The organism is Mycobacterium asiaticum (genome assembly GCF_001668675.1).
In the GTDB taxonomy this organism is placed as follows: Bacteria; Actinomycetota; Actinomycetes; order Mycobacteriales; family Mycobacteriaceae; genus Mycobacterium; species Mycobacterium asiaticum_D.
In genome coordinates, this window is record NZ_LZKQ01000129.1 from 1 (window position 1) to 12,163 (window position 12,163).

Annotated in this window: 9 protein-coding genes and 1 pseudogene; 6 read left to right on the forward strand and 4 right to left on the reverse strand. The window is 66.0% G+C overall.

The window, feature by feature from the left end; translation table 11 throughout:
• A pseudogene (locus tag A9X01_RS29815) lies at positions 1-107 on the reverse strand (SAM-dependent methyltransferase); the annotation flags it as partial.
• 9 nt (positions 108-116) lie between these two features.
• On the opposite strand from A9X01_RS29815, the gene A9X01_RS11270 reads away from it, so the two are divergent.
• The 6 genes from A9X01_RS11270 (at position 117) to A9X01_RS11295 (ending at position 6,440) form a co-directional block, all read left to right on the forward strand.
• Positions 117-1,082, forward strand: coding sequence for a class I SAM-dependent methyltransferase (locus A9X01_RS11270; protein ID WP_065120861.1), 966 nt, complete (start codon positions 117-119; stop codon positions 1,080-1,082).
• 26 nt (positions 1,083-1,108) lie between these two features.
• Complete coding sequence (locus A9X01_RS11275) at positions 1,109-2,041, forward strand: class I SAM-dependent methyltransferase (RefSeq protein ID WP_155772031.1); 933 nt, start codon at positions 1,109-1,111, stop codon at positions 2,039-2,041.
• Positions 2,041-2,964 carry an SAM-dependent methyltransferase gene (locus A9X01_RS11280; RefSeq protein ID WP_065120863.1) on the forward strand — a complete coding sequence of 308 codons (924 nt, stop codon included), beginning with the start codon at positions 2,041-2,043 and terminating at the stop codon, positions 2,962-2,964. Before A9X01_RS11275 ends, A9X01_RS11280 begins: the two co-directional genes overlap by 1 nt.
• A gap of 93 nt (positions 2,965-3,057) precedes the next feature.
• Positions 3,058-4,527, forward strand: coding sequence for an aldehyde dehydrogenase family protein (locus A9X01_RS11285; protein WP_065120864.1), 1,470 nt, complete (start codon positions 3,058-3,060; stop codon positions 4,525-4,527).
• Between the two features lie 78 nt (positions 4,528-4,605).
• A complete protein-coding gene (locus A9X01_RS11290; RefSeq protein WP_065120865.1) occupies positions 4,606-5,466 on the forward strand; it encodes an SDR family NAD(P)-dependent oxidoreductase in 861 nt (286 codons plus the stop codon).
• 5 nt (positions 5,467-5,471) lie between these two features.
• A complete protein-coding gene (locus tag A9X01_RS11295; RefSeq protein WP_065120866.1) occupies positions 5,472-6,440 on the forward strand; it encodes an NADPH:quinone oxidoreductase family protein in 969 nt (322 codons plus the stop codon).
• 7 nt (positions 6,441-6,447) lie between these two features.
• On the opposite strand, the gene A9X01_RS11300 is transcribed toward A9X01_RS11295, so the two are convergent.
• From A9X01_RS11300 to A9X01_RS11310, 3 genes are all read right to left on the reverse strand, one after another.
• Positions 6,448-8,172, reverse strand: a complete 1,725-nt coding sequence (locus A9X01_RS11300; protein ID WP_065120867.1) for a PE family protein — start codon at positions 8,170-8,172, stop codon at positions 6,448-6,450.
• Between the two features lie 291 nt (positions 8,173-8,463).
• Positions 8,464-10,326 (reverse strand): PE-PPE domain-containing protein, encoded by a 1,863-nt coding sequence (locus A9X01_RS11305; protein ID WP_065120868.1) that lies wholly within the window; start codon positions 10,324-10,326, stop codon positions 8,464-8,466.
• A 211-nt stretch (positions 10,327-10,537) separates the two neighbouring features.
• Positions 10,538-12,163, reverse strand: a 1,626-nt coding sequence (locus A9X01_RS11310) for a PE family protein (protein ID WP_081282328.1), incomplete at its 5' end; no start/stop codon positions are given.

A 12,163-nucleotide genomic window follows, 5' to 3' on the forward strand; every position in this document is an offset into this window, starting at 1 on the left:
TCGACCGCGCGCGATGCCGCAACCGCCAAAGCGGTGGCGCCGACGCTTTCGGTGATTTCCCAGTTGTCGCCGGCAGTGCGCAGCGAGGGCGAGTCGAGATCAGTCATGACCCGCCCATGGTACCTAATAAGTTAGGCAACCTATACGGTTTGTGCGCCAGTTCACTACGGCGTCCACAGACTGCCGGCGACAGTTGGGAAATCACCGAAAGCGTCGGCGCCACCGCTTTGGCGGTTGCGGCATCGCGCGCGGTCGAGACTGCGGGACCGCGCCCACTGATCAGCGACGAGTTCGCGGCCGTGCTGGTCTCGTCGGCTGGTCCGGCCTGGGCAAGGCTGGCCGATCCCGAGATCGCCTGGCTGGACGGGGACCGGCACGGGCAACGGCTGCACCGGATCGGCTGTGACTACCAGGCCGTGCGCACCCACTACTTCGACGAATACTTCGCCGCCGCCGGCGAAGCCGGCATCCGCCAGGTGGTGATCCTGGCCGCCGGTCTGGACTCCCGGGCCTACCGGCTGCACTGGCCGGATGGCACCGAAGTGTACGAGATCGACCAGCCGAAGGTGCTGGAGTACAAGGCCTCGATCCTGGCTGCGCACGGCGCGGCGCCGGCCACGGACCGCCACGCCGTCCCGGTCGACCTGCGGGACGACTGGCCGGCCGCCCTCATCGCCGCCGGCTTCGAGCCCGGTCGGCCGACCGCATGGCTGGCCGAGGGCCTGCTCGCCTACTTGCCCAGCGACGCCCAGGACCGGCTGTTCGAGATGTGCACCGAGTTGAGCGCGCCGGGCAGTCGCATCGCCGTCGAGGCATTCACGATGCGGATCGACGGGAACAGGCAGCGCTGGAACCGGATGCGTGACCGGCTGGGTCTCGACGTCAACGTCGAGGCCCTGACCTATCACGAGCCGGACCGGTCCGACCCGGCGCACTGGCTGGCCGAGCACGGCTGGCAGGTGGACAGCATCGCCAACCACCAGGAGATGGCGCGGCTGGGCCGGCCGGTACCCGACGACCTGGCCCACGAGGCCGTCACCACCACGCTGATGTGGGCGACTAGATCAGTTGACGATTCGTAGAGAGTGAGACCACGCGGATGAGCACACTGCGCAGCCACGACGACACCTGGGACATCAGGACCAGCGTCGGCACCACCGCCGTCATGGTGGCCGCGGCGCGGGCCGTCGAAACCGAGCAGCCCGACGCGCTGATCCGCGATCCCTACGCCAAGCTGCTGGTCACCCAGGCCAATGCCGGGGTGTTGTGGGAGGCCATGCTGGACCCGGCCGTGGCGGCCAAGGTCGAGAGCATGGACGCCGAAGCCGCCGCGATGATCCGACATATGCGGGGCTACCAGGCGGTGCGAACCAATTTCTTCGACAATTTCTTCGCCGATGCCGCCGCAGCGGGGATCAGGCAGATCGTCATTCTGGCCTCGGGACTTGATTCGCGGGCTTACCGGCTGGACTGGCCGGCCGGCACCACGGTGTACGAGATCGACCAGCCGCAGGTGCTGGAATACAAGTCCGCGACGCTGGCCGACAACGGCGTGACGCCGTCGGCGGACCGCCGTGCGGTGGCCGTCGACCTGCGCCAGGACTGGCCCGCCGCCCTGCGCGCGGCGGGATTCGACCCGACCGCGCGGACGGCGTGGCTGGCCGAGGGACTGCTGATGTACCTGCCGGCCGAAGCGCAGGACCGGTTGTTCACCCAGGTGGGAGAGCTGAGCCCGCCGGGAAGCCGGATCGCCGCGGAGACCGCCGCCTCCCATGCCGACGAACGGCGCGAGCAGATGCGGGCGCGGTTCAAGAAGGTCGCCGAGCAGATCGGTCTCGAGGAGACCATCGACGTCGGCGAGCTGATGTATCGCGACGAGCATCGGGCCCCCGTAGCCGATTGGCTCAACGACCACGGCTGGCGGGCCGTCGGACAGAGTTCCGCCGACGAGATGCAGCGGTTGGGCCGCTGGGTTGCCGAAGTGCCGATGGCCGACGACAAGGACGCGTTCTCCGAGTTTGTGACCGCGGAGCGGTTGTAATGCCGCGCACCGCGGACGACTCCTGGGACATCGCGACAAGCGTGGGAGCGACCGCGGTCATGGTCGCGCTGGCACGCGCCGCGGAAACCACCGGCGCCGATCCCCTGATCCGGGACGAGTTCGCCGAGCCCCTGGTGTCCACACCGGAATTGGCCGCGGTCCGCGAGCAGGTGGCCGCGTGGTGGGCGCGCGAGCCGGATGACGACCCGGAGTACACGGTGGACTCCCAGCAGATGATCAACTACCAGGCCGTCCGGACGCACTTCTTCGACGAATTCTTCGCCGGCGCTGCCGCGGCCGGTATCCGGCAGGTGGTGCTGCTGGCCGCCGGGCTGGATTCCCGCGCCTACCGGTTGGACTGGCCGGCCGGTACGACCGTGTACGAGATCGACCTGCCCAAAGTGCTCGAGTACAAGGCGGCCACATTGGCCGGCATAGGTGCTGAACCGACTGCGGACCGCCGACCGGTTGCCGTCGACCTGCGCCACGACTGGCCGCGGGCGCTGCGCGACGCCGGCTTCGACGTCGACAGGCCGACAGCCTGGCTGGCCGAGGGGCTGCTGCCGTTCCTGCCGGCGGCGGCGCAGAAATCAATGTTCGGTTCGATCGATACGCTGAGCGCACCGGGCAGCCGGGTAGCCGTCGAGGTCTTCGGCGTCGACGGCGAGAAGCGTGCTGAAGCGCAGCAGAGGTGGGAGCAACTCCGTGCCCGGCGGGCGGCACGCGGCCAGGACACGTCGTTCAACCCGTTCGATCTGTGGTTCGACGACGAGGGCCGTCCCGACCCGGCGGACTGGTTCGCCGCGGGCGGATGGGCGGCCGAGGCGGTGTCCGCGCGCGACGAAGGGGCACGGTTGGGGCGGCCGCCGCAGACCGAAGACCGCCCGTTCCTGAACAGTTTCGTGACGGCGGCCAAACACTGACGATCGGTTTGTCCTGATCTTTCCCATTGCCGTCCTACTGCCGCCCGAGCGGGGTGACTAGGATCGCGTCTATCACGGGAAGGAAGGACAACGATGACTACCGAATCCCCACCCAAGGCCGGCTCTGAGCCCGCCTCCGGGGCTGCCAATGGGCACGCGGCCCCCGAAGCACCCGACATCCCCGGAACCGTGGCCCGGCTGCGCCGGACTTTCGCCACCGGACGCACCCGAGACATCGCCTGGCGAAAGCACCAGTTGTTGCAGCTGGCCAGGCTGGTGGAAGAGAACGAGCCGGCAATCGCCGCCGCTCTCGCCGAAGACCTGGACCGCAACGCTGTCGAGGCGTTCATCGCCGACATCGCCACCACGGCGGGTGAGGCCAAGTACGCGGCCAAGAAACTGCGCAAGTGGACCCGTCGCAAGTACCTGCTGCTGGAGGCCCCGCAGCTGCCCGGCCGTGGCTGGGTGGAATACGAGCCCTACGGGACCGTGCTGATCATCGGCGCGTGGAATTACCCGATCTACCTGACGCTGGGTCCAGCTGTCGGCGCTCTGGCGGCGGGCAACGCCGTGATCCTCAAGCCGTCCGAGATCGCGCCGGCGTCGTCGCGGGTGATGGCCGAGCTGGTGCCGAAGTACCTGGACAAAGACGCTGTCGCGGTGGTCGAGGGCGACGGTGCGGTCACCCAGGAGCTGATCGCCCAGGGCCTGGACCGCGTCCTGTTCACCGGCGGCACCGAGATCGGTCGCAAGGTGTACGAGGGTGCGGCCAAGCACCTGACACCGGTCACGCTTGAACTCGGCGGCAAGAGCCCGGTGATCGTGGCGGCCGATGCGGACGTCGACGTTGCGGCCAAGCGGATCGCCTGGATCAAGATCCTCAACGGCGGCCAGACCTGCGTCGCGCCCGACTACGTGCTGGCCGACGCCTCGATTCGCGACGAGCTGGTCGAGAAGATCGGCGCTTCCCTGACCAAGTTCCGGGCCAAGGAGAACCAGGCCGGATTGCGCATCGTCAACCAGCGCCAGTTCGACCGGCTCAGCGGCTACCTCAGCGAGGTCGAGGCCGAGGCGAAGGCCGGCGCCAAGTGCAAGGTCGCCGCCGGCGGCAAGTGCGATGCATCGAGTCTGCGTATCCAGCCCACGGTGGTCGTGGACCCCGATCCGCAAGGGCCGCTGATGCAGAACGAGATCTTCGGCCCGATCTTGCCGGTGATCACGGTCGGTTCGCTCGACGAGGCGATCGATTTCGTCAACTCGCGTCCCAAGCCGCTGTCGGCCTACGTGTTCACCAAGTCCAAGGACACTCGTGAGCGGGTGATCCGGGAGGTGTCCGCGGGCGGCATGCTGGTCAACCACCTCGCCTTCCAGGTGTCGACCGCCAAGCTGCCGTTCGGTGGCGTCGGCCACTCGGGCATGGGTGCCTACCACGGGAAGTGGGGGTTCGATGAGTTCAGCCACCGCAAGTCGGTGCTGACCAAGCCGACCCGGCCCGACTTCTCCGCGATGATCTACCCGCCCTACACCGACCGAGCCTTCAAGCTGGCTCGCAAACTGTTCTAGCCTGACGTCCGCCCGCGCCGGCACCGGTTGTCTCCCGGTGCCGGTGCTCAACATTGATAGCCCCCAGAGAGGAACCTGATGCCCGGAGTGCAGGATCGCGTCGTCGTAGTCACCGGAGCCGGTGGCGGATTGGGCCGTGAATACGCCCTCACCCTCGCCCGGGAGGGCGCGAGCGTCGTCGTCAACGACCTTGGCGGTGCCCGGGACGGCACCGGCGGCGGATCGGCGATGGCCGACCAGGTGGTCACCGAGATCCGGGACGCGGGCGGCCGCGCGGTCGCCAACTACGACAGCGTCGCCGAGCCCGAGGGTGCGGCCAACATCATCAAGACCGCGCTCGACGAGTTCGGCGCAGTGCACGGTGTGGTCAGCAACGCCGGAATTCTGCGCGACGGCACCTTCCACAAGATGACGTTCGAGAACTGGGACGCCGTGCTCAAGGTGCACCTGTATGGCGGGTACAACGTCATTCGCGCCGCGTGGCCGCATTTTCGCGAGCAGAGTTTCGGCCGGGTGGTGGTCGCCACCTCGACCAGCGGATTGTTCGGCAACTTCGGCCAGACCAACTACGGGGCCGCCAAGCTGGGACTTGTCGGCCTGATCAACACCCTGGCGCTGGAGGGCGCCAAGTACAACATCCACGCCAACGCCGTCGCCCCGATCGCCGCCACCCGGATGACCGAAGACATCATGCCGGCCGAGGTGCTCGAGAAGCTCACGCCCGAGTTCGTCGCGCCGGTAGTGGCTTACCTGTGCACCGAGGAAAACCCGGACAACGCATCCGTTTTCGTCGTCGGCGGTGGCAAGGTGCAGCGGGTGGCACTGTTCCAGAACGAGGGGCTCAACTTCGACAAGCCGCCGACGGTGCAGGACGTCGCGGACCACTGGAGTGAGATCACCGACCTGTCGGCGGCGCAAAAAGCTGGATTCAAGCTTTAAATGTAATGAAAGCCTGTGTCGTTCAGAAGCTTTCCGGCCCGTCCGGCATGGTCTATACCGATATCGACGACGTATCCGATGGCGATGGCAACATCGTCATCGAGGTACGTGCCGCCGGAGTCTGCTTCCCGGACCTGCTTCTGACCAAAGGCAAATACCAGCTCAAGTTGTCGCCGCCGTTCGTGCCGGGCATGGAAACTGCCGGAGTGGTGCGTTCGGCGCCCGCGGAGTCGGGTTTTCGTGTGGGCGAACGGGTTTCGGCGTTCGGCGTGCTCGGGTGCTACGCCGAGCGGGTCGCCGTACCGGTTTCGAACGTGATTCGCAGCCCCGACGAGCTCGACGACGCCGAAGCCGTGTCGTTGTTGGTCAACTACAACACCATGTATTTCGCACTGTCGCGGCGGGCGGTGATGCGTCCCGGTCAGACGGTGCTGGTGCTCGGCGCCGCCGGCGGGGTGGGCACGGCCGCTGTCCAGATCGCCAAGGCCATGGGCGCCAGCCAGGTGATCGGCGTCGTACACCGGGAAAGCGCAATGGATTACGTTGCGGCGCTCGGCGCTGATCACGTGCTGCACCTGGCCCGCGGTTGGGTCGACAAGGTGCACGAACACACCAACGGCCAAGGGGTGGACATCGTCGTCGATCCCGTCGGTGGCCGCGCCTTCGACGACGCCATCCGCGCCTTGGCGATTGATGGCAAGTTGCTGGTGATCGGGTTCGCGGCAGGAAGCATCCCGACGTTGACCGTCAACCAGCTGTTGCTGCGCAACGTCGGCGTCCTGGGTGTCGCCTGGGGTGAGTACCTCAACAAGGTCCCGGGTTCGGCCGTGCAGTTCTCCGCGGGCCTCAACCAACTGGTCGCGCTGGGGCTGAAACCGCCACCGCCACAGCGTTATCCGCTGTCGGAGGCCCGGGCCGCACTGGAGACACTGGACGCCGGCGGGGTGCTCGGCAAAGTGGTGCTGGAGCCTTGAGCGACGACTAGCCGATTCCGAGGATCGACTCGACCGTATTGAGCAGCACGATCAGCTGGAAGCCGGCGGCAAGGGTGGTTATTGCCGTGTCGGCGGCCAGCGGCGCACCCAAGGCGTAGATGAGTCCACCGGTCGGGTCGCCGTCGATGATCTGCTCCATCCCGTTCAGGAACAGGTTGAGGTCGTAGGACGGCATGGTGGTCACGAGAGCGTTGGCGATGTCCAGCGTCGGCAGGAACACCGCGTAAGCGTTCGAGGTCGCGTTCGTAAATGCGTTGGTGACAGTGGTATTCGCGGTCTCGATGGCATTGATGATGCCGTTGGTCGAAGTCGGCACCGCGGCCAGTGCACTGTTCGCCGCGGCGCCACCCGATCCGAAGGCCGACGTCAGCATGGCCGGCACGCTCTGGGCCGACGGGGTCATGGCACCGATGTCTGCCAGGAATGCGTTGGCACCCTGCTGGGCCCCGGCCACGAGCTGGTTGCCGACCGAAAGCCAGTTCACGTCCGGGATCACTCCGAACGGGGTGGGGACATTCGCCGGTGAGGTCGAGTAGCCGAAGTTCGGGTCGCCGTAGCCCAGGTTCACCAGGATGCGCAGATCCGGCTCGACCAGGTCGGCGAGCGGGTTGCCGATCACGGGGATGGCGCGCAGCGGAGCGGTGAGCGGCAGATTCGGGTGGGTGATCATGTAGTAGTTGGTTTCGCCCTGGCCGGTCAGCGCGTTCGAACCGGGCAGGGTGACCAGGTTGTAGCCGGCCGGAAGATGCGCCGGGTCGAGGTTCGGATACTGGCCGTGGATGGTCTGGATGCCCAGGAAGGCGTTGAGGTCGGACAGCAAGTTGAGCGGGTACCGGGGGAAGTCCGCGAAACCGTCGTACTGGAGGGTGTAGATGTTGGTCGCGTACTGCGTGTTCGGCGGTGTCGCGCCGTAGAAGTCGAGGCCGAGGCTTGGCAGGTTCAGACCGGGAAAGCGAGCCAACAGACCGCCGTTGGGGTTCATCGGGTCGCCCAACAGGGTGAATCCGAGTTGGTTTGCCGCCGGCGCCAGTGGATTGCCCAACAGGTTGCGCATTTCCAGCGAAGCGATGATCGCGCTCTGCGAATAGCCCAACACAGAAACGCTGTCACCGGCATGTGCGGCAAGCGTGCTGTTGATGGAGTTGTCGAGGATCTGAAGTCCCTGCATCACCGAGGTGTCGAGCGGAAGGCTTTTGATGCCGGTGTAAATCGGTTGCAGGCCTTCGGGAGTGAACAATGCCTGCGCGTTCGCCAGGAGCGCGGACGGGAACGTCTGCTGAACGTAATTGAAAACCTTGTCGACGTAGGTTTGCGACGGTATCGGCGTGCCGCTGCCGCCGATGATCAGGCTGTAGATCGTGCCCTGCAAGCTGGTCTGTGCGGCCGCGGGTGCGGCGGCCGTCGTAGCGCCGCCCATCAGCATCGCCTGGGCGGTCGTCTCGGCCTGCGCGTAGGCGTTGGCGCCGGAGGTCAGCGCCTGGGTGAATGCGGTGTGGAAAGCATTCGCGTGCTGAAGGAGCGCCTGATAGTCCTGGCCGAATTGACCGAACAGGTTCGAGATCGCGATGGACACCTCATCGGCCGCGGCGGCGGCCACTCCTGTGGTCGGGCCTGCCACGGCGGCGTTGGCTTGGGCCAGCGACGCCTGGATGCCAGCCAGGTTCTCGGCGGCTGCGGTCAAGAACTGCGGTTGGGTCGTCAAAAACGACATGCGGGATCCCTTCACGGCCAATGTGTTTCGTGGCCGGAACCCTCACCGCTACGACGTCGATGAGCTGGGGCGGTCAGCCGATCGGGGAGCCCGGCACCAGTGAGCCTAGATCGGGCGGGTCGTCAAATGATGAGTCGATTACGGGAAGTTCCTGTGAATTCGCTTGTAATTCCACGGGTATCCCGTATGAACTCTTGAGCTCTACTGCACGAAGAAAAGACTCGCCGCCAAGCCACATCGGCTTGGCGGCGGGCTGGAGTGCCGGCACCTCGCGCCGGCCAGGTCAAGTCGTCAGGTCGCGGTACCGGTGAGGTCGCCGATCACCGATGAGATCGTGTCGATCGTCACGATGGTCTGGAACCCGCCGGCCAGAGTCAGCAGTGCGACGTCCGCGGCGACCGGATTGCCGAATGCGTTGACGATCCCCATCGGGTCACCGTTGACGGCTTGTTGGATTCCGTCGAGGAACAGGTTGAAGTTATACGACGGGAGGGTGGTGGCGATCGTGTTCGCGATGTCGGCGGTCGGTAGCAGCAGGGCATAGCCGTCGGCGGCCGCACTGGTAATTGCGGTGGTGACGTTGGTGTTTGCCGCCTTGATCGCGTCGAAGATGCCGTCGACGGAGAAGCCGGTTGCGGGTGGCAATGCGAACGGAAGGCCGCCTCCGCCTCCGCCACCGCCGCCGCCGCTCGGCAGGAGGTCGGTCAGCGATGGCAGTGACGTCGGAACCATGGCGCTGATATCGCCGACGAAGGCATTCCAGCCCTGGTTGGCGAGGGCGATCTGATCGCCGATGAAGTTCTCCGGGATCGGCGGGAGCAACCCGAACGGTGTGTGCACGTCCGCGTAGCCGGTCGAGTAGCCGAGGTGCGGGTCACCGTACCCCCAGTTGACCAGGTAGGTCAGGTTCGGTTCGACCAAGTCCGCAAATGCGTTGCCGAACACCGGAATTGCGCGCAGCGGCTGCACAAGCGGCAGACCGTCGTAGGTGATCAGGAAGTAGCGGTCCAGGCCGTTGTTGCCGGGCGAGACCGGCAGCTGGATGGCGTTGTAACCGGGAGCAAGTGTGCCGTCCGCCCGGATGATGCTCGGATAGTCGCCGTGTACGGATTGGATACCTAGGAACGCATTCAGGTCGGCCAGGAAGTTGATCGGATACTTCGGGAACTGGGTGTAACCGTCGTACTGCAGCGAGAACGTGTCGACCGGATAGCCCGAACCTGTAGGGGTCGGTCCGAAGAAATTCAGGCCGAGCGCCGGCATGTTCAACCCGGGGAAGCGGGACAGCAGTCCGCCGTTGGGTGCCATCGGGTTGCCCAGCAGGGTGAAGCTCAGTGGCGTGGCCGGATCGAACGGTGTGCCCAAGGCCATCAGGTTGCGCAACTCCATCGAGGAGAGAATTGCGCTCTGCGAATAACCCAGCACGGAAACGCTTGTGCCGTGGGATATCAATCCTTCGGTGGGCCCGAACAGCGCGTTGTGCAGCATTTGCGTGCCGTATTGGACCGACTGGGTAAGCGGCAGGTCCTTGATCTGGGTGAGGGGGTACAAGCCCTCGGGGGTGTTGAGAGGTAGCGACGGCGCCATCCCCGTCAAGAACTGGATCCAGGGTCGGACGCTGGCCATGTAAGGCAGTGAGGGGATCGGCGTGCCGCTCCCGGTCATGATCAACACAGATTCGAAGTTGGTGTTGGCCAGCCCCGGCGGCGGACCCACCGGCAGCGTGACCGGAGTGCCGGCGCCCACCGCGTTGACCGCCGGAGCAAACAATGACTGGATGGGCGCCAACAGCGGCTGCAGCGGCGCAATCACCGGCGCCAGCAGCGCCTCGAGCGGAGAAGCGGCGGCAATGGCGCCCCCCACGGCGGCTGCATTGAGGAACTCAGCATCGGCATAAGCGATGCTGGCCGACGCCAGTGCCCGCTGGAACTGTTCGTGGAACAGCGTCGCCTGACCGATGACTTCCTGGTATTCCAGGCCGAATGCACCGAACAGCTGAGCGGCCGCCTCCGACACCTCGTCAGCCGCGGCTGCAGCCAACCCGGTGGTTTGGCCGGCGACAGCCGCATTCACCTCGCTGAGCGACGCCTGCAAGCCCGCCAGGTTCTCGGCGGCAGCGGTCAAGAGTTGCGGTTGCGTCGTCAGATAAGACATGCGGAATCCCTTCGCGGCCAATGTATTTCGCGGCAGCCGGAACCCAACGCCGCTACGGCGTCGATGGGCTGGGGCGGGCAGCCATCGGAGAGTCCGGCACCAGTGAGCCTAGAACGGTCCGCTCGTTAGGTGGTGAAAATCGCGTGGATAGCAACCCTAAATTTCTGTGTATTCGCTGGGGGTCCCTTGCGAGTCCGGTATGTGAAATGTTTTAGGCAAACAGGCCCTGGATGTCCTTGATGTTGTTGCTCAGCGCCGCGAGTATCGTGAGCCCTTCGACCCCGCCTGCGATCGTGGCCAAGCCGATGTCGGCCGCGATCGGGTAACCGAATGCGTTGATCAGGTTGCCCTGCGCCAGCTGCTCCACGAAGAGCTGAGTGTTGTACAGCGGCATGGTCGTCGCGAAGGAAAGGCCGATGTCGGCGGTGGGCAGCAGCACGGCGTAGTCGTCGGAGATGATCGACGCAACCGTGTTGACGAGCTTCTCCGGCGACGGAAGCTTCAACGCGGCCGTCATCAGGTCGCCCGTGCTCGGCGGTGCGAACGACGGCAGCGTCACCGGATTCGCGGCAAGGAGCTGCACGTCGCGGGTGAAGTCGTGAATGCCCTGCTGCGTCCCGGCGACCAACGCCTCGGCGATGACGTGCGGCGGCACCTCCGGGAACAGCCCGAACGGGGTGGGCACGTCGGCGTAGCTTGTCGAGTAACCGTGGTACGGGTCGCCGTAGCCCAGGTTCACCAGCACCTTCAGGTCCGGTTCGATCAGGCTGGCCAACGGATTGCCGATCACCGGAATCGCCCGCAGCGGCGCCAGCAGCGGCAGGTTCTCGGTGGGGATCATGTAGTAGGTGGTGTTGCCGTTGTATCCCGGCGATGTCGGCAGCTGCACGGCGCTGTCGACGTGGGCCTGCGTCAGGTCGAAATAGGTGGGGTGCACGAAGACGATGCCGGCCAACGCGTTCAGGTCGGCCAGGAAGTTGATCGGGTACCTGGGGAAGTCGGCGAAGCCGTCGTATTCGAGTGTGTAGTTGGCGACCGGGTATGGCGTGTTGGACGGGGTCGCGCCGTAGAAGTCCAATCCCAGGGCGGGCAGCGAAAGACCGGGGAAGCGGGACAGCATGCCGCCGTTGGGGTTCATCTCGTTGCCGGTCAGTACGAAGTTGAGCTGGCCGACGTATGGATTGCCCAGGGCCGCAAGCCTTTGCATCTCCAGCGAGGCGATGACGGAGCTCTGCGAGATGCCGAACACGGTCACCTTGTTGGCGGGATCGGCCAACTGCTCGGTAAGAGTGTTGTGAAGAATGTTCAGGCCCTCTTGCACTGACGCATTCAGGGTCATGCTCCGAACACCGGTGAGCGGGTACAGCTCTTCGGGTGTGTAGAGCGGGAATGAGACGGTGGGGTGCTGGGCGTCGGGGCGGATGTAGAGATTGATAGCGCCATCGATCAGTTTTGCGGTGGGGATCGGAACGCCGGTGCCGCCCATGATGATCGACACCGGATTGGGCGGGAAGGGCGGCAGTGCAGCCGCGGTCGGCCCGAAGGTCTGCCCGGGCGCGCCGCCCAGCAAGCCCTGCAAGCCGGTGGCGATGGCGGTCTCGGCGTTTGCATAGGCGCCGGCCGCCGCGGCCAGTGACAGCTGAAATTGGTTCTGGAAAGCCGAAATCTGCGTGAGTAGCGCCTGGTACTCCTGGCCGTACGCGCCAAAGGCACTCGCGATTGCCGCCGACACCTCGTCGGGGGGGGGCCCCCCCCCCCCCCCCCGCCGGGGGGCCGCCCCCGCCCCGGGGGCGGGGGGGGGGGGGGCGGGGGCCGCCCGGGGGGGGCGGGCACGCCG

Bases quoted from the DNA above. Each gene is read 5' to 3' on its own strand.
- A9X01_RS11300 (WP_065120867.1), bottom strand. From the start codon at position 8,172: ATGTCGTTTTTGACGACCCAACCGCAGTTCTTGACCGCAGCCGCCGAG.
- A9X01_RS11285 (WP_065120864.1), top strand. From the start codon at position 3,058: ATGACTACCGAATCCCCACCCAAGGCCGGCTCTGAGCCCGCCTCCGGG.
- A9X01_RS11290 (WP_065120865.1), top strand. From the start codon at position 4,606: ATGCCCGGAGTGCAGGATCGCGTCGTCGTAGTCACCGGAGCCGGTGGC.
- A9X01_RS11270 (WP_065120861.1), top strand. From the start codon at position 117: ATGGTACCTAATAAGTTAGGCAACCTATACGGTTTGTGCGCCAGTTCA.
- A9X01_RS11280 (WP_065120863.1), top strand. From the start codon at position 2,041: ATGCCGCGCACCGCGGACGACTCCTGGGACATCGCGACAAGCGTGGGA.
- A9X01_RS11305 (WP_065120868.1), bottom strand. From the start codon at position 10,326: ATGTCTTATCTGACGACGCAACCGCAACTCTTGACCGCTGCCGCCGAG.
- A9X01_RS11295 (WP_065120866.1), top strand. From the start codon at position 5,472: ATGAAAGCCTGTGTCGTTCAGAAGCTTTCCGGCCCGTCCGGCATGGTC.